The sequence below is a fragment of the Methylobacterium sp. 142-1Y genome (assembly GCF_057747795.1).
The window spans coordinates 6,283,895-6,305,583 of record NZ_CM173224.1 but is presented as its reverse complement, the minus strand read 5'-3'; the positions used below and the strand labels follow the sequence as shown (position 1 = coordinate 6,305,583).

Annotated in this window: 18 protein-coding genes, 2 tRNA genes and 1 pseudogene; 8 read left to right on the top strand and 13 right to left on the bottom strand. The window is 70.3% G+C overall.

What is annotated here, in order from left to right; all coding sequences use genetic code 11:
• Window positions 1-2 precede the first annotated feature (2 nt).
• From AC3AOF_RS28905 to AC3AOF_RS28885, 5 genes are all read right to left on the bottom strand, one after another.
• On the bottom strand, window positions 3-824 hold the full coding sequence (locus tag AC3AOF_RS28905) for an amidohydrolase family protein (RefSeq protein WP_488347196.1): 822 nt from the start codon (window positions 822-824) through the stop codon (window positions 3-5).
• 7 nt (window positions 825-831) lie between these two features.
• Window positions 832-1,830: an aldo/keto reductase gene (locus AC3AOF_RS28900; protein WP_488347195.1), complete on the bottom strand. Its 999-nt coding sequence runs from the start codon at window positions 1,828-1,830 to the stop codon at window positions 832-834.
• 274 nt (window positions 1,831-2,104) lie between these two features.
• On the bottom strand, window positions 2,105-3,040 hold the full coding sequence (locus AC3AOF_RS28895) for a substrate-binding domain-containing protein (RefSeq protein ID WP_488347194.1): 936 nt from the start codon (window positions 3,038-3,040) through the stop codon (window positions 2,105-2,107).
• 45 nt (window positions 3,041-3,085) lie between these two features.
• A complete protein-coding gene (locus tag AC3AOF_RS28890) occupies window positions 3,086-4,117 on the bottom strand; it encodes an ABC transporter permease (protein WP_488347193.1) in 1,032 nt (343 codons plus the stop codon).
• 3 nt (window positions 4,118-4,120) lie between these two features.
• A complete protein-coding gene (locus AC3AOF_RS28885; protein ID WP_488347192.1) occupies window positions 4,121-5,722 on the bottom strand; it encodes a sugar ABC transporter ATP-binding protein in 1,602 nt (533 codons plus the stop codon).
• A 134-nt stretch (window positions 5,723-5,856) separates the two neighbouring features.
• On the opposite strand from AC3AOF_RS28885, the gene AC3AOF_RS28880 reads away from it, so the two are divergent.
• Window positions 5,857-6,558, top strand: coding sequence for a FadR/GntR family transcriptional regulator (locus tag AC3AOF_RS28880; RefSeq protein ID WP_488347191.1), 702 nt, complete (start codon window positions 5,857-5,859; stop codon window positions 6,556-6,558).
• A 226-nt stretch (window positions 6,559-6,784) separates the two neighbouring features.
• Here the strand turns inward: AC3AOF_RS28880 and AC3AOF_RS28875 are convergent, their stop codons facing one another.
• Window positions 6,785-7,018 (bottom strand): hypothetical protein, encoded by a 234-nt coding sequence (locus tag AC3AOF_RS28875; protein WP_236987624.1) that lies wholly within the window; start codon window positions 7,016-7,018, stop codon window positions 6,785-6,787.
• A 213-nt stretch (window positions 7,019-7,231) separates the two neighbouring features.
• On the opposite strand from AC3AOF_RS28875, the gene AC3AOF_RS28870 reads away from it, so the two are divergent.
• Entirely contained in the window at window positions 7,232-8,167 is a 936-nt protein-coding gene (locus AC3AOF_RS28870; RefSeq protein ID WP_236987625.1) for an oxidoreductase, read from the top strand.
• A 22-nt stretch (window positions 8,168-8,189) separates the two neighbouring features.
• Here the strand turns inward: AC3AOF_RS28870 and AC3AOF_RS28865 are convergent, their stop codons facing one another.
• Window positions 8,190-8,639 carry a phospholipase A2 family protein gene (locus AC3AOF_RS28865; RefSeq protein WP_236987626.1) on the bottom strand — a complete coding sequence of 150 codons (450 nt, stop codon included), beginning with the start codon at window positions 8,637-8,639 and terminating at the stop codon, window positions 8,190-8,192.
• Window positions 8,640-8,834: 195 nt separating this feature from the next.
• On the opposite strand from AC3AOF_RS28865, the gene AC3AOF_RS28860 reads away from it, so the two are divergent.
• Both AC3AOF_RS28860 and AC3AOF_RS28855 read left to right on the top strand, forming a co-directional pair.
• Window positions 8,835-9,038: a hypothetical protein gene (locus tag AC3AOF_RS28860; RefSeq protein WP_236987627.1), complete on the top strand. Its 204-nt coding sequence runs from the start codon at window positions 8,835-8,837 to the stop codon at window positions 9,036-9,038.
• Window positions 9,039-9,259: 221 nt separating this feature from the next.
• Window positions 9,260-10,498 carry a DUF2254 domain-containing protein gene (locus AC3AOF_RS28855; protein ID WP_488347190.1) on the top strand — a complete coding sequence of 413 codons (1,239 nt, stop codon included), beginning with the start codon at window positions 9,260-9,262 and terminating at the stop codon, window positions 10,496-10,498.
• Here the strand turns inward: AC3AOF_RS28855 and AC3AOF_RS28850 are convergent.
• The 4 genes from AC3AOF_RS28850 to AC3AOF_RS28835 form a co-directional block, all read right to left on the bottom strand.
• Entirely contained in the window at window positions 10,489-12,342 is a 1,854-nt protein-coding gene (locus tag AC3AOF_RS28850; protein WP_488347189.1) for an ABC transporter ATP-binding protein, read from the bottom strand. The genes AC3AOF_RS28855 and AC3AOF_RS28850 overlap by 10 nt on opposite strands.
• A 328-nt stretch (window positions 12,343-12,670) precedes the next feature.
• The gene (locus AC3AOF_RS28845; protein WP_488347188.1) at window positions 12,671-14,821 is read right to left on the bottom strand and encodes a TonB-dependent receptor family protein; all 2,151 of its coding nucleotides are present in this window, start codon (window positions 14,819-14,821) and stop codon (window positions 12,671-12,673) included.
• 741 nt (window positions 14,822-15,562) lie between these two features.
• Window positions 15,563-15,637: transfer RNA gene (locus tag AC3AOF_RS28840), tRNA-Thr, on the bottom strand.
• Window positions 15,638-15,724: 87 nt separating this feature from the next.
• Window positions 15,725-15,799 (bottom strand) — tRNA-Thr (locus AC3AOF_RS28835).
• A 219-nt stretch (window positions 15,800-16,018) separates the two neighbouring features.
• On the opposite strand from AC3AOF_RS28835, the gene AC3AOF_RS28830 reads away from it, so the two are divergent.
• Genes AC3AOF_RS28830 through AC3AOF_RS28815 form a run of 4 tightly spaced genes read left to right on the top strand, consistent with a single transcriptional unit; the run spans window position 16,019 to window position 20,174 of the window.
• Window positions 16,019-17,008: an ABC transporter ATP-binding protein gene (locus AC3AOF_RS28830; RefSeq protein ID WP_488347187.1), complete on the top strand. Its 990-nt coding sequence runs from the start codon at window positions 16,019-16,021 to the stop codon at window positions 17,006-17,008.
• A gap of 30 nt (window positions 17,009-17,038) precedes the next feature.
• Window positions 17,039-18,322, top strand: coding sequence for an ABC transporter substrate-binding protein (locus AC3AOF_RS28825; RefSeq protein ID WP_236987633.1), 1,284 nt, complete (start codon window positions 17,039-17,041; stop codon window positions 18,320-18,322).
• Window positions 18,319-19,272: an ABC transporter permease gene (locus AC3AOF_RS28820; RefSeq protein ID WP_236987634.1), complete on the top strand. Its 954-nt coding sequence runs from the start codon at window positions 18,319-18,321 to the stop codon at window positions 19,270-19,272. Before AC3AOF_RS28825 ends, AC3AOF_RS28820 begins: the two co-directional genes overlap by 4 nt.
• 5 nt (window positions 19,273-19,277) lie before the next feature.
• Window positions 19,278-20,174: an ABC transporter permease gene (locus tag AC3AOF_RS28815; RefSeq protein WP_488347186.1), complete on the top strand. Its 897-nt coding sequence runs from the start codon at window positions 19,278-19,280 to the stop codon at window positions 20,172-20,174.
• Window positions 20,175-20,179: 5 nt separating this feature from the next.
• On the opposite strand, the gene AC3AOF_RS28810 is transcribed toward AC3AOF_RS28815, so the two are convergent.
• Both AC3AOF_RS28810 and AC3AOF_RS28805 read right to left on the bottom strand, forming a co-directional pair.
• Complete coding sequence (locus AC3AOF_RS28810; protein WP_236987636.1) at window positions 20,180-20,896, bottom strand: MgtC/SapB family protein; 717 nt, start codon at window positions 20,894-20,896, stop codon at window positions 20,180-20,182.
• 262 nt (window positions 20,897-21,158) lie between these two features.
• Window positions 21,159-21,638 (bottom strand): annotated as a pseudogene (locus AC3AOF_RS28805) (NUDIX hydrolase); the annotation flags it as partial.
• Between the last annotated feature and the right edge of the window lie 51 nt (window positions 21,639-21,689).

Sequence of the window (21,689 nt, the reverse complement as noted above, 5' to 3'; positions counted from 1 at the left end):
CCTCACGCGCGATCGAGTTGGTAGAAGGCGATGGCGTTGCCGCCGAACACCGCGTCGTGATCGGCGGGCGACACGAGCGCCCGGCAGTGCCGGAGCCAGGCTTCGTAGGTCCCGGCGAGGTTCAGCACCGGCCAGTCGCTGCCCCAGAGCACCCGGGCGGGCCCGAACAGGTCCAGAATCGCCTCGGCATAGGGGCGCACGGCCTCCGCCCCGCCCTCCCCCGCCTGGGTCAGGAGGCCGGAGAGCTTGCACCGGACGTTCGGCCGGGCGGCGAGTGCCGCCATCGCCTCGCGCCACCCGGGCGTGCCGCCCGCCGCGATCTCCGGCTTCGCGCCGTGATCGACGACGATGCGTAAGTTCGGATGGCGTGTGGCGAAGGTCAGCAGGGCGTCGAGCTGGCGCGGCCGCACCAGGGCGTCGAAGGCGAGGCCGTGCGCCACCATCGTGTCGGCGGCCGGGGCGAGGACCGGGTCGGCGATCCAGGCATCGTCCGGATGGTCCTGGAGCATCGGGCGCAAACCCTTCAGGTGCGGGTCGCGGGCGAGCCGGGCGATGGTGGCCGGCGCGTCCGGCGCCTTCAGGTCGGTCCAGCCGACGACGCCGCGGATGACGGGCGCGCGGGCGGCGAGCGCCAGCATCGCGTCCGTCTCGGCCTCGTCCTCCAGGGTCTGGACCAGCACGGTGCCGTCGATGCCGCCCGCAGTGAGCAGCGGCGCCAGGTCGTCGAGGGTGAAGTCGCGGTGGATCGCCGCGAGGTCGGGCGGCGGCCAGTGGCCGGCCCGGTCGGCGATGCGCCAGAGATGGTGATGGGCGTCGATCGGCATGGGAGACTCAGATCGGGGCTGCGTCGTGGATGAGGCCGCGGGCCTTCAGCCGGGCCCAGAACCCGTCCGGGATCGGGTCCGCGAACCAGGCGGCGTTGGCCTCGACCTGCGCGGCGTTGCGGGCTCCGGTCACGACGGTGACGGCGGCCGGGTGCAGCAGCGGGAATTGCAGCGCCGCCGCCTCCAGCCGCACGCCCTCCTCGGCGCAGGCCGCCCGCAGGGCTTCCGTCCGGGCCACGAGGGCGGGCGGCGCCTCGGCGTAGTTGTAGGTGGTCTGCCCGGCGAGCAGCCCGGAATTGAACGCGCCGGCCACCGCGATCCCGATGCCGCGGCGGGCGCATTCGTCCATCAGCCCCAGGCTGTCCTGCTCCAGCAGCGTGTAGCGGCCGGCCAGCATGCAGAGGTCGAGATCGGCCACCCGGATGGCCTCGGCGACGATCTCCCACTCGTTGACGCCGAGCCCGATCGCCCGCACGGCGCCCTCCTCGCGCAGCCGCGTCAGGGCCCGGAATCCGCCGCCCGCGGTCAGCTGCTCCCAGGTCTCGGCGTGGCGCTCGCCATGGGTGACGCGGCCGATATCGTGGACGTAGAGGATGTCGGGGTCGAGGATGCCGAGACGTTGTTGACTTGCCTCGAAGGAGCGCAGCACGCCGTCATGGCTGTAGTCGAAGGTCGGGCGGAAGGGCAGCGGCTCGGCATAGCCCTCCTCCATCGGGCCGACGCTCGGGTCGGGCACCATCACGCGGCCGACCTTGGTGCTGACGACGTAGGCGTCCCGCGGCTCCTCGGTGAGGAGCGTGCCGAGGCGGCGCTCCGCGCGGGTGAAGCCGTAGAACGGCGCGGTGTCGTAGGTGCGTACGCCCCGGTCCCAGGCCGCCCGGAACGCGCCGGCGGCCTCGTCGAGGCGCGTCGCCTGGAACAGGCCGCCCATCTGCGCGCCGCCGAGCCCGAGGGCGGTGAGGGTCAGGCCGGTGCGGGCGTGGCGGCGGGGGGTGGCGGGGTGCATGGGGGCCTCGGAGGTGGGGGCAGCGGATTCGGCCGGACAGCCGAGCGATGGCGACGGCCGCGAACCCTCCCCCCTCTGCGGGGGAGGGTGCCCCACGGCGAGTGCGAAGCACTCGCGCTGGGGCGGGAGAGGGGACGACGCTTCCGGAGAAGTCGCGACCATGGTGACGGGCGCCAACCCGGCATCGTCGCGCTGCCCCTCTCCCGGCCCCTGCTGACGCAGGGACCACCCTCCCCCGCAGAGGGGGGAGGGTTCATGCGCTCGAGCGACGCGTTCAATACAGAACGTTCTTCGCTTCCTCCGTCCCGATATTCTCCTTCGTCACCAGCACCACGCCGGTATCGATGGACTTCTCCACCTTCTGCTTCGCCAGCACCTTGGCGATCGTTGCCACTCCCAGTTCCCCCATCCGGAACGAGCCCTGGACGACGATCGCCGCCAGCGTGCCGTCCTTGACGAAGTCCTGGAGGTCCTGGTTGCCGTCGAAGCCGACGGCCGCGACCTTGTCGGCCCGGCCGGCCTGCTTGAGGGCCCGGCCCATGCCGATGGCGGTGGGCTCGTTGGCGCCGAAGAGGCCCTTGAGGTCGGGATGGGCGGCGAGCACGTCGGCGGTCTGGTTCAGCGCCGTCGCCATCTGGGATTGCGAGTAGTACGGGCCGATAATCTGCAGCTTCGAATGCGCCTTCACGTAATCGGTGAAGCCGCCGACGCGGCCGACCTCCGAGCCGGTGCCGGCGACGTAGGACATCACTGCGATCTTGCCCTCCGGACCGGTCCGGTCGATGAGCGCCCGGGCGGCCAGTTCCCCGGCCTTGCGGTTGTCGGTGGCGAGGAAGGACTGGTAGGTGGCCTCCGCCCCCTTCGCGAGGCCGGAATCGAGGATCACCACCGGGATCCGCGCCTCCCAGGCCTTCTTGACCGCCGGCACCAGGGCGTCGGGATCGGAGGGCGCCAGCACGATGCCGGCGACGCGGCGGTTGACCGCGTTCTCCACCATGTTGACCTGGTCGGCGATGGCCGATTCGGCGGCCGGGCCCTGGAAGGTCAGGGTGTGGCCCTGCACGCCCTTCATGGCGGTCTCGGCGCCCTTCTGGACGTTCTGCCAGAAGGTCGAGTTCACCGTCTTGACGATCACGGCGATCTCGCCGGCCCGCGCCGGGACGGCGGCAAGCAGGCTGGAGACGAGCAGGGCGGCGGCGAATGCTTTCATGGGGTCCCCTCCAAGGTCGGCGCCGGGTTCTCCCGGTCGCGATTGTCAGCGGCGGTTGCGGAGCTGGTCGATCCAGACGGTGAGCAGGATGACGAGGCCGATGATGATCTGCTGGGTGAAGGCCGAGACCCCGTTCATGTTGAGGCCGTTGCGCAGGATGCCGATCACGAAGGCGCCGATCACCGTGCCGGAGATCGTGCCGACCCCGCCGGCGAGCGAGGTGCCGCCGATGACCGCGCTGGCGATGGCGTCGAGTTCGTACATCACGCCCTCGTTCGGCTGGGCGGTGACGAGGCGGGACATCAGCACGCAGCCGGTGAGCCCGGCGAGCAGCCCCGAGAGCACGTAGGTCAGGGTGACGACCGAGGTGACGGCGACGCCCGACAGCCGCGCCGCCTCGGCATTCGAGCCGACCGCGTAGACATGGCGGCCCAGCACCGAGCGCCGCAGCAGAAACGCCACCACGAGGGCGAGGCCGGCCATCAGCAGCACCGGATAGGGGATGCCCGGAAACACCACGTCGGGGAATCCGTCGTCGCCGACCCGCACGATGCGCAGGAGCGCGCCGTTGCCGAGTTCGCCAAAACTCTCGCCGAGGCCCGAGACCGCCCGCGCCCCGGTGATCTGGAGCGCGAGGCCGCGGGCGATCAGCATCATGCCCAGCGTCGCGATGAAGGGCGGCAGCTTGAGCCGCGTGACCACGAGCCCGTTGACGAGGCCGCAGACCCCGCCGACGCTGATCCCGACCAGCATGGCGAGCGGCACCGGGAGACCCACCTCCTTGACGCAGAGCGCCGCGACGACGCCGGACAGCGCCAGGACCGAGCCGACCGACAGGTCGATGCCGCCCGCGATGATGACGACGGTGGCGCCGAGCCCCAGGAGTGCGATCGAGGTGACCTGGAGGCCGATGCTCATCCCGTTGCCGAGCGACAGGAAGGCGTTGCTGGTGAGCGAGAACGCCGCCACCAGGGCGACGAGGCTGCCCAAGGCCGCGAATTTCTGGATCAGGTCCTTCTGCCGGTCGGACAGGCGCCCGCGGGCAGGCGCGACGGGAGGATTCAGGCTCGCCGACATGGTTTAAGGCTCCGTCCCGCCGAGGCCCGAGGCGTAATGCATGATCTCCTCCTGGTCGGTGCGGGCGGTGTCGAGGATGCGCACGAGGCGGCCGCGGTGGAACACCGCGACGCGGTCGGTCAGCCCCAAGATCTCGGGCAGCTCGGAACTGATCAGCACCACGCCGATGCCGCGGGCGGCGAGCCCATCCATGATCGTGTAGATCGCGAGCTTCGCGCCGACATCGATGCCGCGGGTCGGCTCGTCGAACAGCATCACCCTGGCGTCGCGAAACAGCCACTTGCCGATGATGATCTTCTGCTGGTTGCCGCCCGACAAAAGCCGCACCGGCTGGTGCAGGGACGGCGTCTTGATGCCGAGCCGGTCGATATACTCCCGCGCGGTCGCCGCGTGGCGATCCGCATCGATCAGCCCGAACCGGTTCGCCACCGCGCCGAGATTGGCGAGCGTCAGGTTGGCGTCGACCGGCATCTTGACCGCCAGGCCTTGCGCCTTGCGGTCCTCCGACAGGTAGGCGATGCCGGCCGCGATCGCGTCGCGGGGATTGCGGATCGCGAGCGGCCGGCCCTCCAGGGCGATCGTGCCGGCATCGAGCGGATCGGCCCCGAACAGGGCGCGGGCGACCTCGGTCCGGCCGGCCCCCATCAGCCCGGCAAAGCCGAGGATCTCGCCGCGGCGCAAGGTGAAGCTCACGTCCCGAAAGAACCCGGCCCGGGTGAGACCGGCGGCCTCCAGGATCACGTGATCGGTCGGGACGGAGGTCCGCTCCGGGAATTTCTCGTCGAGGGCGCGGCCGACCATCCGGGCGACGATCTGATCGATGGTGGTGGCGGCGAGGTCGTCGGTCGAGACGTGGCGCCCGTCGCGCAGGACCGTCACCCGGTCGACGATCTCGCGCATCTCGTCGAGCCGGTGCGAGATGTAGACGATGCCGACGCCCGCCGCCTTCAGGTCGCGGATGACGGCAAACAGCCGGCGCGCCTCCTGCTCGGTCAGGGACGAGGTCGGCTCGTCCATGATGAGCAATTCGGCGTCGAGCGACAGGGCCTTGGCGATCTCGACGAGCTGGCACTGCGCCACCGAGAGGTCGCGCACCAGCGCGTCGGGATCGATGTCAGCCGCAAGGCGGTCGAGGCAGGTCCTGGCGCCGGCCCGCAGGGCGCGCCGGTCGACCAGGAACCCGCGCGTCGGCTCGCGGCCGAGGAAGATGTTTTCGGCCACCGTGAGGTGGGCCACCAGGTTCAGTTCCTGATGAATCATCGCGATGCCGGCGGCCTCGGCCTCCAGCGGCGAGGCGAAGCGGCGTTCGGCGCCCTTGTAGAGGAGGCGGCCCGCGCTCGGAGCGTGGACGCCGCTGATGATCTTCATCAGCGTCGACTTGCCGGCGCCGTTCTCGCCGCAGACGGCATGGACCTCGCCGCGGCGCAGGTCGAAATCGACGCCCGACAGCGCCCGCACGCCCGGAAATTCCTTGACGATGCCGGACAGCGACAGGAGCAAGCGCTCCGGCGCCCGGCCGGGCACGGTCGCGAGGCCGTCCGACGCGGCCGCGTCATCTGCGCCGTCGAGCACGGCAGCAGCCCTCCCCAGGGCGATTCGTTTCATTCTGCCTGCAATCGTTATCAGGTTCGGAAAATTGGTAAAGCCACTTTCATGACGCTGCGACAGCGTCTTGCTACGGTCTACGCCAGCAAGCAGAATGGCCGGGCATATTGGTCAGGCCAGTTCGGAGGCGGGCGATGAGCGCGGGCAGCCCTGTCGAGGGCCGGCTCTACCAGCAGGTGGCCGACCGGATCCGGGCGCTGATCGAGGCCGGCAGCCTCCGGGCCGGCGACCGCCTGCCGGCCGAGCGCGAATTGGCCCAGCAGCTCGGCGTCTCGCGCCCCTCGCTGCGCGAGGCGCTGATCGCGCTGGAGATCGACGGCACGGTCGAGATCCGGATGGGGTCGGGCATCTACGTGCAGGCGGCCAAGGACGCGGGCAAGGGCGCGGGCCGCACGGCGCCGGCCGGCGACAGTCCGGAGGAACTGATGCAGGCCCGGGCCGCGCTCGAAGGCGCGGTCGCGGCCCTCGCCGCCGCCCGGATCACGCCGGAGGCCCTGCACTCCTTACGCCGGACGCTCGACCGGATGGGCGCCGACATCGCGGAAGGCCGCGCGCCGCTCGACAGCGACCGGCTGTTTCACCTGACCCTCGCCGAGGCGACCGGCAACAGCGTGCTGGCCCGCCTCGTCGCGGGCCTGTTCGACACCCGCCACAGCCCGATCGCCGCCCGGCTGCGCAGCCGCTTCGATTCTCCCGCCACCTGGGCCCTGGCGCTGGCCGAGCACGAGGCGGTGCTGGCGGCCCTCGAGGCCCGCGATCCGCTCCGGGCGCAGGCGGCGATGCATGCGCATCTGGAGCAATCGACCCGGCGCTGGCTGGAGGGGGAGCCGCGGTGAGGGCCCATTCTCTCAGCGGACTTGGATCGGCAGGCTCTACACGGTAACCGACACAGAGCCGATCGAGCGGTACGATAGCGACGGCTGCTCCTTCCCCGGCCTGGCACGAGTGCTACGCACTCGCCGCAGGCCACCCTCGCCCGCAGAGGGGGGAGGGTTCATGCTCTCGACCGTCGCTCTCGCACCCGCGCAGCGTCCCGTGTCGTGCACATGGGCAGCCCAAGCCTCACTCCACCGGCGGCTCCCGCAGATATCCGGCCTCCCGCAACGCCGTCTCGACGGCATCGCACAAAGCTTCCTCGGGACCGTCGTTGACCGCCTGAGGTGGCGTGAGCGGCGCCATCGGCGGGAACTGCGCGAATTCCTCCGGCAGGGCGGCCAGGACCGCCTCGTCCGGCGCCGCGTCGTGGTCCTCGGGCAGCCTGTGCGGACGCAAGGTGGAGATCAGCCGGCCGATCATGCAGGGTCCCTCACGTCCTCCGGTTTACCGACAATCATTATGCAAGCCAAGCGTGCGATGCCAGTGAAGGCAAGGATGCTGAAGCGGCCACGCAAGGCATGCACGCAAGGAACGTGCGCGGCACCGGTTTCGATCCACGCCCGCCCCCTGCCCTCTTCACCTCGGGGGTCGGGCTCCCATCTCGGAACTCTCCCGAGAGCGAAGGAGCGCCGGATGCCCTGGACCGCAGCCTTGATCCCGCCCCAGGCCGGGCGCCGGGCGCTCGTCACCGGCGCGACGAGCGGCATCGGTTACGAGGCGGCCCTGGCGCTCGCCGGGGCCGGGGCCGAGATCGTGATCGCCGCCCGGGACTCAGGCAAAGCCGAGGCGGTGGCGGAGGCGATCCGCCGGGCGCATCCGGCGGCGGTCGTGGAATGCCGCCCGCTGGATACCGCACGCCTCGCCTCGGTGCGGGCCTTCGCGTCGGCCTGGCGGGCGGAGGGGCGGCCGGTCGACATCCTGCTCCTGAATGCCGGCATCGCCGCTTTGCCCCGGCGCGAGGAGACCGAGGACGGGTTCGAGCGCCAGCTCGCCACCAACTATCTCGGCCATTTCGCCCTGACCGGGCTGCTCTGGCCGAGCCTGCGGCAGGAACCCGGCACTGATGGGGCCGGCACCCGGGTCGTCGCCGTGGCGAGCATCGCCCATCGCTCAGGCCACATCGCCTTCGACGACCTGCAGGTGCGCCGCGCCTACGGGCCGCAGAGCGCCTATCGGCAGACCAAGCTCGCGATGCTGATCTTCGCTCTCGAACTCGACCGGCGCCTGCGCGCGGCGGGCTCCCCGATCCGCGCGATCGCGGCCCATCCGGGAATCGCGGCGACCGCCATCGCCCGGCGCGGCGACCGGGCGGGGTGGCTCGCCGAACGCATCGGCGCCGGCCTGCTCGGGCTGATCGGCCAGTCGGCGGCGCGCGGCGCCCTGCCCCTGCTCTACGCCGCGACGGCACCGGAGGCGGAAGGCGGGCAGTATTACGGCCCGGACGGGCTATGGGAGATCCGTGGCGACCCGGGACCGGCGAAGATCGAGCCCCATGCCGCCGATCCCGCGGCGGCGGCGCGGCTCTGGGCCCTGTCCGAGGCGCTGACGGACGTGACGTACCCGGTGTGAGCCCCCTCTCCGACGGCGACCGCTACTCGTCGTCGTCCTCGCCGATCGACGGCGCGACGGAACCGGTGGCGGGCACGTCGATGGACGGAACCTCGATGGAGGGCGTTTCGATGGAAGGAACCCGGATATGCGGGGCCGCCGCCATCTGCGACCGGGCGGGCATCATGCCGGCCGCGAAGGCGACGAAGCCCGCCGCGTCGCGCAGGTCCCGGGGCTGGCGCGGATCGCGGGAGATCAGCGTCGCCTCGCGCTGCAGGCGGGCGTTGCAGGCCGCCGAGGCCAGGCCGCCGCGGGGCGTGCAGGCATCGTGCCGGGCGCAGGCCGCGTCGAGGGCGTCGATCGGCGGCAGGGGTGCGTTGTTGCCCGGGCCGCAGTAATTGCCGTGGATGAGGAGCGCCGGCGGACGGCCGGATTGCGCGAGAGCGGGCACGGCGAAGCCGCAGGCGAGGACGAGCGGAATGGCGAAGCGCATCGGTCTGATCCCTTCGTTGCCCCCGGCCAACGGTACTGCAAAAGCCCAGTTCCGTCTTGCGTCGAACCGTCCCGCTTGACCCCGGACCGGCAAGGAACGTGATCCGGCACCATCGGCGATGTTTCCGTGTTGATCCGCGACAACTTGAACGCGCGAAGGCTTGCCGGCCGCCGCTGCATGCCAAATGTAGGACCGATGATCGCATCCGAATCCGATACGTCCGGGTCCCGCGAGCCGCAGGGCGGCAGCCCGACCCTCGACGCGGCGAGCCGGGAGCGGCTCGGCCGCTACCTCCAGGCCCTCTACGAACCCGTCCTCGACGAAGGGCTCGACCCGCGCCTCGCCGAGTTGCTCCACCAGCTCGACCGCGACCGGGCCGAGCGGGAAGGCGAGTCCTGAACGCTCAGGCCGGACCATGCAGGGCGGCCCTGCCGCTTGCTCCGTCAAGGGCGGCCCTGCCGCTCGGGTAGGGCCGCCCTAAGCAGATTTCGCAAAAGTGGCGGCCGGTTTTGCGACAAAAATCTGCGATAATTCAACAACCTAAGCGGACGAAGCGTTGGCTTGCCAACGCAAGTCTGCTTAGAATCCCCTGCCTTGGGTTCCTGGGCGGGCGAGGGCGGATGGGTCGCTGGGCATGGATGGGGCGGCAGGTCGTCCGGCAGATCTGGTTCCGGGCGGCGCTGATCAGCCTGTTCGGCGTCGGCCTCGCCCTCGTCGCCGCCTTCGTCGGGCCGTACCTGCCGGCGAACGTGCATGGCCGGCTCGGGCAGGACGCGGTCGGGACGATCCTCCAGATCATGGCGTCGAGCATGCTGGCGGTGACGACCTTCTCGCTCACCGCGATGGTCAGCGCCTACGGCTCGGCGACCCAGCTCGCGACGCCGCGGGCGACGCAGCTCCTGATCGGCGACCCGACCTCGCAGAACGCCCTGTCGACCTTCCTGGGCGCCTTCGTGTTCTCGGTCGTCGGCATCATCGGGCTGCAATCGAGCGTCTACGGCGATAGCGGGCGCGTCGTCCTGTTCTCCGGCACGGTGCTGGTCGTCGCGGTGGTGGTGGTCACGCTCCTGCGCTGGATCGGCCACATCACGGGCTTCGGCCGGATGGGCGACGTGATCGACCGCGTCGAGGACGCCGCCGCCGAGGCGATGCAGGCGTTTTCCGTCGATCCGCGCCTCGGCGGCCGGCCGGCGGTCCCGGTGCCGGCGGGCGCGACCCCGGTCTTGCCCGAGGCGACGGGCTACGTCACCCATATCGACGTCGCCTCCCTTGGGGCGGTCGCCCGGCAACGCGACCTCGTGATCCACGTCGCGGCCCTGCCGGGCACGCTGGTCCACCCGACGCGGCCGCTGCTGCATGTCGAGGGCGATCCGGGCGAGGATCGCGAGACCCTGGAGACAACCCTGGCGAACGCCTTCGCGATCGAGCGCCACCGGCGCTTCGACCAGGATCCGCGCCTCGGCCTGATCGCGCTCTCGGAGATCGCCAGCCGGGCGCTGTCGCCGGCCACCAACGATCCCGGCACTGCCATCGAGGTGCTGAACGCCCTGCTGCGGGTGCTGCTGCACCTGCCGCCCGACGAGCCGGAGGGGGAGGCCCTGGCGGAGCGGCCGCCGGTCCACGTGCCGCGCCCGACGCTCGACGACATGCTCACCGACGCCTTCCGGCCGTTGATCCGCGAGGGAACGGCGGAGATCGAGGTGACGATCCGGCTGGCCAAGACGCTTCACGCCCTGCGCGCCGCACGGCCCTACGCGGCGCCCTCCGTCGCGCGCGTGATCGCGCGACTGGACCGGGCCGCCCGCGGCACGATCGCCGATGCCGGCGACCTCGCCGACTATGAGGCGGCTCACCGGTAGCCGGCGGCCTGGAGCTCGAACAGCTCGGCGTAGCGCCCGCCCCGCGCCACCAGCGCGGCGTGGGTCCCCTCCTCCAGCACCCGGCCTTCGGCCAGCACCACGATCCGGTCGGCCCGGCGCACGGTGGAGAAGCGGTGCGAGATGAGGAGCGCCGTGCGCCCCGCCGCGAGATCGGCGAAGCGGCGGAACACCTCGGCCTCGGCTCCGGCATCGAGGGCCGCCGTCGGCTCGTCGAGGACGAGCACGGCCGCGTCGCGCCGGTAGGCCCGGGCGATCGCCACCTTCTGCCACTCGCCGCCGGACAGCTCGACCCCGTCCTCGAAGCGCCGGCCGAGGCGCTGGTCGTACGTGCCCGGCAGCCGCTCGATCACCGCGTCGGCCAGCGCCCGCCGGGCCGCGAGCGCGATCCCGTCCCGGTCCGCCCGCGCCTCGATGCGGCCGACCGCGATGTTGTCGCCGGCCGTGAAGTCGAACCGCATGAAGTCCTGGAAGATCACGCCGATCCGGGCGCGCAAGGAATCGATGTCGTACTCGGCGAGGTCGCGGCCATCGAGCAGGATGCGCCCCTCCGTGGGCGCGTAGAGGCGGGCGAGCAGCTTGACGATCGTGGTCTTGCCGGCGCCGTTCTCGCCCACCAGCGCCACCACCTCGCCGGCCCCGATGGCGAGCGACAGGTGGCGCAAAGCCCACCGGCTCTCGCCCGGATAGCGGTAGCCGACATCCTCGAACACGAAGCCCTCGCGCAGGCGCTCGGGGATCGGCAGGGTCCCGGAGCGGATGGTCGGCGCGATGGTGAAGAACGAGAACAGGTCGTCGAGATACTGCGCCTGGCCGAGCAGCTGCGAGGCGCCGAGCAGCAGCCCCTCGACGAGGCCGCGCAGGCGCAGGAAAGCACCGCCCAGGAAGGTGAGGTCGCCGACGGTGAGGGTGCCGGACAAAGCCTCTCCGGCGATGACGAGATAGGCGGCGTAATAGGCGAGCGTGCCGAGCGTCGCGAAGGCGCCGCCGGCGAGCGCCCGGTGCCGGGCGAGTTCCCGGTTCTCGGCGAGCAGCCGGGAGGCGAGTTCGCGGAACCGCTCGGCGAGGTGGGCGGCGAGGCCGAACAGCTTCACCTCCTTGGCGCTGTGCGCGTCGGCGCCGAGATAGCGCAGGTAATCGGTCTCGCGCCGGTCCGGGCTGCGGCGGAAGGCGAGGCGGTAGCCGCGGGCGTTGAAGTGCAACTCGTTGAGGAAGGCCGGGATCAGGGCGAGCACCAGGAGCAGCACCAGCCCCGGCAGCATCGTGCCGACCGCCACCGCGAGCGTCATCGCGGTGACGAGATCCTGGAGCTGGCCGAGCAGCTGGCCGATCAGGTTCGAGCGCCAGGCGACCTGGCGCCGGGCGCGCTCCAGCTGGTCCTGCACCGCGCTGTCCTCGAACTGCTCGAGGTCGAGGGCGGCGGCGTGCGCCATCAGGCGCAAGGTCGTGGCGTTGCCGACTTTCTCCGCCAGCACCCCGTCGACGTAGGACGTGGCTCGCCCGAGCAGGTCCGAGACCACCGCGAGCCCGAGCTCGATTCCGACGAGGAGCCCGACATGATGGAGCCGCGGATCGGTCAGCCAGCCGCCCGAGGGCGGCGGCCCGGCCCGGCCCGCCACCACGGCATCGACCACGAGCTTGGCCACATAGAGCATCAGGGCCGGCAGCCCGGCGCGCAGGAGGCGCAAGGTCAGGCTGGCGAGGGTGAGACGCGGATCGGTCGCGACGGCGAGGCGGAACAGGGCGGGGAGATGGCGCAACGGCCCGAGCCGGGCGGCGGCGGCACGGCGCCAGGCGGAGAAGCGGCTGTCGGCGGGGATGTCCATGGGGCGGATATAGGGGGGTGGCAGCGTGCGACCGCGCCGTTGTGGCAGGATCCCGCAGCACGCGGGCCCCGGCCCCTGCGCCCTTGGGGGCGGGTGATCGGAGCCGACCATCTTGCGCGCCGATCGGCTGCGCGGTGGCTGGCGATGTCCTGCCCGGCCACGTTGCCGATCAGGCAAGACCCTGGAATCCGAACCTCGCCAGCCCGACCCTGCGAGGGGCTGCCGAGGATGGAGGGCGGATTCTCGGGATGGGTCGGCGAGCCCGCGGGCGGGCGCCTGCCGGCGGGTCAGCCGACAGGCAAGGCGAGAACGAGCCCGAGGCACAGGCTCAGAATGCCGCCCGCACTCCGGCAAACACGCTGCGACCATTGCCGGGGTAGAATGCCGCGAGCGCCGCCGCCCCGCCTGCCGTTGCCGCGGCATTGGTCACCACGGAGATGTCCGAGATGTAGCGCTCGTCCGTCAGATTGCGGGCATCGACGAAGACCGAGACACCGTTCTTGAAGTCGATCCCGGTCTGGATGTTGAACACGGCGTAGCCCGGGACCCGCAGCGTGTTGGCGTGGTCGGCGAACGCCCCGCGCGGCACCCAGTCGACCGAGGGCGAAAGGTAGAACCCGCTCGGGTGCACGTAGCTGACCACCGTGCGCAGGACGTCGTCCGGGATGCCGGCGATCCGGTTGTTGCCGAACACCGGATCATGGACGAAGCGGAAGTCGTTATGCGTCCAGATCTGCGTGACGCTCAGCGTGTCCCCTACCCCCGTCAGGTCACGGGCGACATCGAGCGACACGGCTGCCTCGACGCCCTGATGCACGGTCCGCGGCGCGTTGAAGGTGGCGGCCGGGATGCCGAGCCCGGGGTTGGTCGAGAAGTTGATCAACTCGTCCCGCACGGTCGACCGGAACAGCGTGACGTCCCAGGTCAGCCGATCGATGCGGCCGCGGGTCCCTGCCTCGTAGGTCCAGGCGCGCTGCGCCTGCAGCGGCACGAAGGTAGTCCTCAGGGTGTTCTGCTGCGCCAGGTCCGAGAAGTCCGGCACGTCGCGCGAGCGGGTGACGTCGCCGAAGACCTGGATGTCCGGCAACGGCTGCCAGAGCAGGCCGATCTTGGGGTTGACGCCGTCATAGGTGACGGTGCCGAACTGGACCGCTGGGCTCGCCGGCAGGCCGCCCTTGTTGCTGTAGGTGCGGTTCGACGAGAACGCCTTGGCGCCGGTCATCAGCGCGACCTCGGGCAGGAACCAGAAGCGGTTCTCGCCGTAGGCCTCGTAGTTGGACGCGCTCTGGAGGGCATTCAGGGTCTGCGCGCCCCGCTGGCCGGCGACGTTGACGAATTGCAGGGCGGCGTTCTGGCCGGCGAAGGCGCGCAGGCCCAGGACCGTGTCGTTGCGATAGCCGCCGATGTCGAACGTGCCGGTCCAGCGGGGGGAGATGCCGTAGGTCCAGCCGTCCTGGTCGATGGCCTGGAAGATCGGGTGGTAGAGGCTCTTGTGAATGGCCCAGGTGTCGATGTCGAGCTTGCCGACGTCGAGCAGGAACGAGGTCCGGTTGGCGACCCGCTCGGTCGCGACCTGCCGGGACTGGTTGCCGCCGAGCGCCGTCGGGTTCGCCGCGCGCGGATTGTCGAGGGCGTTGAACAGCGTCAGGGTGCCCGGCAGCTTCTGGTCGGTGAGGTAGGCGCCGATGTAGAACCGGGTTTCGACGCCCGGCGCGAGCCGGTAGCCGATATTGGCGTTGAAATTCCGGGTGCGCTGCGTCTCGTGGATGCGGTAGCCGTCCGAATTCGTGATCGTGCCGTTGATCATGATGTCGGCGGGTCCGGAGATCCGTGAGACCTGGAAGTTCTCGCGGATGGTGTTGAAGCTGCCGCCGTCGATGCGCAGGATGTTGGGCGCGAAGGCCGTGTAGGCGGTCGGCGTGACGAAGTTGACGGCACCGCCGAGCGTCGTCGCCCCGAAGGTGAGGGCATTCCCGCCCTTGTAGACCTCGACCGAGCGCAGGGCGAGCGGATCGATCTGGTAGAAATCGCCGCTGCCATCGGCGAGGTTGAGCGGAATGCCATCCTGCAGCAGCTCGATCCCGCGCAGGTGGAAGCCGCGGGCAATGCCCGACCCCCGGACGGACAAGCGCAGTTCCTGGCCGTAGCGCTCCTGCACGTAGACGCCGGGCGTGTCCTTGAGGACGTCGCGCAGCGTGTTGGCGTAGCGGTTCTGGAAGTCGCCGGCATCGATGAACGCCACGGAGCCGACGGTTGCGTTCACGGCGGCCCGTTGCCGGGCCACGCTCGGCACCGTCACGGACCCGGCGGTCTCGCCGGGACTCGTGCCTGCGCCCGAACCCGGCGGCGCGGCGCCCGCGACCGTGATCTCGTCGAGGGGGATCGTGCCCGAACCGGCCGTCTGCGCGAAGACCGAGGTGGTGGCGAGCAGGGTGAGAAGCAGGGCGGCAGGACGCGCGACCCGCGGCACATGGGACATGACTGACATCCATCATCTGAGTGATCCGAGAGACGATCGTTCAGACGATGGGGGGTGCTCTCGCGCTGGCCCGGCCCCCAGGCGGTGCGCGGGGATGGGCAACGACCTCCGGGCGCCACGAGACGCCGACCGTCCTGCGGACGGGCCAGGCGATGGTTGTCGAGGCCAGGACGGGAGCCGTCAGGGCATCCGGGCCATGCGCCGCCGTACAGCATGCCAGATGGTGATGAGCGGGAGGGGTCTTGGCCGGATCGTCGGATGCCGAACCTGCATCCGGAGCACACAGGATGTGCGGGAGACCCGGGTGGACCGTGACCAGAGCGCCGGAGAGGATCGCCTGCCAGGCAAGCGCATACAGTGCGGCGAAGGCGAGCACCGCACGGAGGGCCATCCCGCTTGTCCACTCCCTCTGCATGGACCCGAGTACGGCGACGCTTCCGAGCCGGTCAAGCCGGACGATCGGGCCACTCACTGTTTTTACGCCGGTGTGTCGCGGACAAGGGCGGGGTCAACGGCGTGTCGGGCGTGAGACAGGATGAAGGTCTGGACGAGGGCGCGGGCGGGTCCCCAAACGGTCAAGCCGACCGGATCTTGATTCCATGCCACCGATCTTGGCCACCGATCTTGCAGCATTGTCAGTGAAGAGCCGGAATTCTCCCCGTCGGACGAGGCTCTCGATGCACGAAGCGGTTCGAAAGGGTCGATCGGACTGCCGGCTCAGGCCTCGGGTCGTCGGGAGAATGGTGCCGCTGGGGAGGATTGAACTCCCGACCTCGTCATTACCAATGACGCGCTCTACCACTGAGCTACAACGGCGCGCCGGTGCCGCGCTGCCCTCCCGGTCGGGATCGGACAGCCTTCAGACACACCGAGCGAAATCTTGAAGACTTCCACTGTGGTGGATGGTGCCGCTGGGGAGGATTGAACTCCCGACCTCGTCATTACCAATGACGCGCTCTACCACTGAGCTACAACGGCCCGTCGGCGCTGCCCGTCCCGCCCGTGACCGGGTGGTGCGTGGTGCGCCGAAGACGAGCGGGGGATAGCGGATCGCCCGGCGCATTGCAACAGGCGCGCGGGCAGGAATCGGAATCAGGAATCGCGGCCCCGGCCGGCCGTGTCGCCCGGGCCGGGCCGGCCCCCTGGCCCGCCCCTTGCTTTGCCCTCTCGCAACGGGAGCCGCCGAGGGGAGAGCGCGTGGACATCGAACTCGTCAGCCTGACCAAGCGCTACGGCGACACCGTCGCGGTCGATGGGATCAACCTGAAGATCCGGTCCGGCTCGTATTGCTGCCTGCTCGGGCCGTCCGGCTGCGGCAAGACCACGACGCTCCGGATGATCGCCGGGCACGAGACCGTCTCGTCGGGCGACGTGGTGGTCGGCCCGAAGGCCGTCGGCGACCTGCCGCCAGCGCAGCGCGGCACCGCGATGATGTTCCAGAGCTACGCGCTGTTTCCCCACCTCACCTGCCGCGACAACGTCGCCTTCGGGCTCAAGATGCGGGGCGTCGCGAAGGACGAGCGCCTCAAGCGCGCCGAGGCGATGCTGGCGCTGGTCCAGATGGACCACCTCGCCGGCCGCCTGCCGGCGCAGCTCTCCGGCGGCCAGCAGCAGCGCGTCGCGCTCGCCCGGGCCCTCGTCACCGGGCCGAAGGTGCTGCTCCTCGACGAGCCGCTCTCGGCCCTCGATCCGTTCCTGCGGGTGCGGATGCGCACCGAGCTGAAGCGGCTGCAATCCGAGCTCGGCATCACCTTCGTGCACGTCACCCACAGCCAGGAGGAGGCGATGGCGCTGTCCGACCTCGTGGTGGTGATGAATGGTGGCCGCATCGAGCAGGCGGCCGATCCCCGCACGGTGTTCGAGCGCCCGGCCACCGCCTTCGTCGCCCGCTTCATCGGCGGCCACAACGTCATCGCGCTCCCTGACCGGCGCATCGCCGTGCGGGCCGACCGGATGCGGCTCGGTCCCGAGGCCGGCCCCGAGGGGATGAGCGCCCGGGTGGTCGCGGTCGAGTACCAGGGCAGCACCGTGCATGTCAGCCTCGAGGCGCCGGACCTCGCCGCCGAGGCCGGGGCGCCGCTCACCGCGATCCTGAGCGACCACGCCTACGCCACTCACCCCCTCGCCCTCGGAGACAACGTGCGGGTGGGCTGGCCGGCGGGCGAGGCCCATCGCCTCGACGCCTGACGACGACTTTCAAAAAAGGGAGAGTCCACCATGACCGACACCAAGACACCCCGCCTGTCGCGCCGCACGCTGCTGCAAGGGGCCGGCGCCGCGGCCGGCCTCGCCGCCGGCTCCGGTGTCATCACGGGCTTTCCGGCGATCATCGCCGCCGAGCCGGTGACCCTGCGCTACCTCGGCACCGCCGTGAACCAGAGCGGCGACATCGCCCGCAAGGTGAAGGAGGATCTCGGCATCACGATCGAGTACATCCCGGTCGTGACCGACGAGGTGTCGAAGCGCGTCGTCACCCAGCCGAACTCGTTCGACATCGTCGATTCCGAGTATTTCAGCCTCAAGAAGCTGATGCCGTCGGGCAACCTCGTCGGCATGGATGCGCGCCGGATCAAGAACGCCGACAAGATCACCCCGGTCTTCACCAAGGGCGAGGTCGGGGGCAAAAAGATCGGCGACCAGGGCACGGCGCCCAAGAAGGTTTTTTACCTCGAAGGCCAGAACTCGACCAAGTTCGCCGCCTCGCCGACCGAGTGGATCACCCTGATCCCGACCACCTACAACGCCGACACGCTGGGCATCCGGCCCGACCTGATCAAGCGCCCGATCACCTCGTGGAAGGAACTCCTGAACCCCGAATTCAAGGGCAAGGCCTCGATCCTCAACATCCCGTCGATCGGCATCATGGATGCCGCGATGGTGGTGGAGGCCACCGGCGACTACACCTATCCCGACAAGGGCAACATGACGAAGGCGGAGATCGACCGCACCATGAAGGTGCTGATCGAGGCCAAGCGCGCCGGCCAGTTCCGCGCCTTCTGGCAGGACTTCAACGAATCCGTGAACCTGATGGCGTCGGGCGAGACGGTGATCCAGTCGATGTGGTCGCCCGCCGTCACCAAGGTGCGCTCGCAGGGCGTCGCCTGCACCTACCAGCCGCTGAAGGAAGGCTACCGCGCCTGGGCCACCGGCTTCGGCCTGCCCAAGACCCTGAGCGGCAAGAAGCTCGATGCTGCCTATGATTTCATCAACTGGTTCCTGTCCGGCTGGGCCGGTGCCTATTTGAATCGCCAGGGCTACTATTCGGCGGTGCTGGAGACGGCAAAAGCCAACATGGAGCCCTACGAATGGGCATTCTGGATGGAGGGCAAGCCGGCCGAGAAGGACATCAAGGCCCCGGACGGCACCATCATGGAGAAGGCCGGCGCGGTGCGTGACGGCGGCTCGTTCGAGCAGCGGATGGGCGCCGTCGCCTGCTGGAACTCGGTGATGGACGAGAACACCTACATGGTGCGCAAGTGGAACGAGTTCATCGCCGCATGAGCACGGCGACGGCTCCCGCTCACCCTCTCCCGGAGGCGGCGCCCGCCGCCTCCACCCCCACGGGCCTCGCCGCGGCGACGCGGCGCCAGCGTCGGCTCGCCTACTGGCAGGCGATGCCGCTCGGGCTGGTCTTCCTCGTGTTCTTCCTGGTGCCGCTGGCGCTGACCCTGATCGTCAGCTTCTGGGAGTACAACGAGTACGAGATCATCCCGGCCTTCACGTTCCAGAACTACAAGGACGTGTTCGAGGGCTGCCTGTCGGGGGGCGATCTCTGCACCACCTTCCGGACCTACCTGTCGACGCTGAAGTTCTGCCTGCTCGGCTGGGCCGCGACCCTGTCGATCGGCTTCACGGTGGCCTACTTCGTCGCCTTCCACGTCCGCTCGACGGCGATGCAGACGGTGCTGTTTCTCATCTGCACCATCCCGTTCTGGACCTCGAACGTGATCCGGATGATCGCCTGGGTGCCGCTGCTCGGGCGCAACGGCCTCGTCAACGACACGCTGATGGGTCTCGGGTTGATCCGCACCCCGATCGAGGGGCTGCTCTATTCCGACTTCTCGGTGGTGCTGGCCTTCATCCACCTCGATACGGTGTTCATGATCGTGCCGATCTTCAACTCGATGATGCGGATCGACCGCTCGCTGATCGAGGCCGCCACGGATGCCGGCGCCACGCCCTGGCAGACCCTGTGGAACGTCATCGTGCCGCTCTGCAAGCCGGGCATCGCCATCGGGTCGATCTTCGTGCTGACCCTCATCATGGGCGACTTCGTGACCGTGGGCGTCATGGGCGGCCAGCAGATCGCCTCGGTCGGCAAGGTGATCCAGGTGCAGATGGCCTATCTGCAATTCCCCGCAGCTGCCGCCAACGCGGTGGTGCTGCTCGGCGCCGTGATGGTGCTGATCGCCGCGCTCACCCGCCTGATCGACCTGCGCCGGGAGCTTTGAGAGACATGCGCCGCGACGGGCCCCGCTCCTTCTCGTTCTACGTGCTCGCCGCCTTCTTCGGGCTGTTCGTGCTCTTCCTCTACGGGCCGACCCTGACGATCCTGGCGCTCAGCTTCCAGGGCCCGCAGGGCGGCCTCACCTTCCCGATGAACGGGGTCTCGACCTTCTGGTTCTCGCGCCTCTGGGCCGGGCTCGGGGTGGTCGACATCTGGGCGGCGTTCCGGCGCTCGCTGGCGCTCGGCCTCGTGGTGATGGCGCTCAGCGTCACCATCGCGTTCTTCGCAGGATTGGCCTTCCGCAAGGGCTTCTTCGGCCAGACGCCGCTGTTCTACGTCGCGGTGGCGAGCCTGATCGTGCCCTCGATCGTGGTCTCGCTCGGCATCGGCCTCGAATTCCGGCTGATCGACGAGGGCATCAAGGCGCTCGCCGCCTGGACCGGCTGGGGCTTCCTCCAGGACCACGGCACGGTGATGGGGCTGTTCACCTCCGCGCTCGGCGCCCACCTGACCTGGACCCTGCCCTTCGGCCTCCTCATCATGTTCGCGGTGTTCAACCGCTTCAACCCGGCCTACGAGGAGGCGGCGCGCGACCTCGGCGCCACCGGTCCGCAAAGCTTGCGCCACGTCGTGGTGCCGATCATCCTGCCGTCCCTCGTCGGCGTCGCGCTGTTCGGCTTCACCCTGTCCTGGGACGAGCTCGCCCGCACCAGCCAGGCGATCGGCGGGCGCAACACCCTGCCGCTGGAGCTGCAGGGCCTCACCACCACGGTGACGACGCCGGAGATCTACGCGCTGGGCACCGTGACGACGGGCGTCTCGCTCCTCGTCATCGGGCTCGCCTTCGGCAGCTTCCTGGCGATCCAGCGCCGCCGCGCCAGGCGGGTGACGCTGCCGGGGACCTGACCCCCTCAATCCGTCGTGCGGACCGTCCAGGTCGCCCGGCGGATGCCCTCGGCGGCGCCTAAGCGCGCGATCACCGCCTCGATCTCCTCCGGCTCGATCGCGGTGCTGACCAGGGTGGCGACCACCTCGACGTCGTCCTCGCCGCGCTCCTCGACATCGACCTCGCTGACGGGATAGTGCGCCGCCTCCAGGCGCTCGACCAGGAGGTCGCGCACCTCCGAGAGGCGACCGGTATCCGTGGTCGCGCGGACCTCGTAGGTCGCCTCCGAATCGCGCTCGTCGATCGGAATGCGGTTGATGGCGTTGACGAGCGGCCGCAGCAGGGTGTTGCCGGCGAGCACCGCCGCGGTGACCAGCGCCGCTTCCGCCGCGAGATCGACCCCCGACAGGGCCCCGACCGCGGCCGAGCACCACAAGGTCGCGGCGGTGTTGAGGCCGCGGACGTTCATCCCCTCCTTCATGATCACGCCGGCGCCGAGGAAGCCGACGCCCGAGACCACGTAGGCGACGATGCGGATCGCCCCGTCGGCGTGCCCGATGCGCATGCCGAGATCGGTGAAGGCCGCCGCGCCCACCGCGACCAGCACGTTGGTGCGCAGGCCCGCGGTGCGCTGCCGGTACTGGCGCTCCGCCCCGATCATGGTGCCGAGCACGAAGGCGCAGACGAGGCTCAAGACCGAGTTGAGGAATTCGCCGGCCTGGAAGGCCTGGATGATCGCCATCGCGTCCGTGCCGCTGGTGAGGGAGGTGCGCGCTGAGCGCCCGCACCGGAACCCCGAGCCTATAGCGGGGCCGTGTGACGGCCGGATAGCGGAGCGGTCAGGGCGCGGCCTTCGGGTCCGAAGCCTTGCCCGCAGCCTTCGCCTTGGAGACGGGAGACTTGGAGGCCGCAGGCTTGGAATCCGAATTCTTCGAATCCGGGCTCTTGGGGTCCGGACTTTTGGAATCCGGGATCTTGCCTGCCGCCGCCTTCACCTTGGCTTTGCGGGCCTTCGCGCCCTCGGCACCGGCCGCGCGGATCAGGGCGGCGAGCCCGGCCTCGGTCACCGCCTCGGCCGCCTCCTGCACGGTGAACCAGCGGCACTCGCGCTCGTGCTGCTCGGGCCAGGTCTTGAGCTGCTTGCGCACCTCCAGGCGGAAGACCTGGACCTGGCACAGCACCGTGTCGCGGCTCTTCAGGCGCTTGTTGTAGAAATAGCTGCCGAGCGCCCGCCGGCCGACCCGGCCGATCAGGCCCGCCTCCTCGTAGGCCTCGCGGGCGGCGGCCTCGTAGTTCTTCAGGCCCTTCATCGGCCAGCCCTTCGGCACCACCCAGCGCCGGGTCTCGCGGGAGGTGATGAGCATGACCTGCAAGGCACCGCCGGGCCCGGGCCGGACCGGCAGCACGGCGACCTGCCGGCGCGGCTCGCCGTTGCGCTCCGCAAAGCCGGTCAGGAAACCCGCCAGGGACCTCAGGCTCTTCATGATCCGGCGCGATCCGCGGCGGAACGGCACCCCGGGCGACAAGGACGGCTC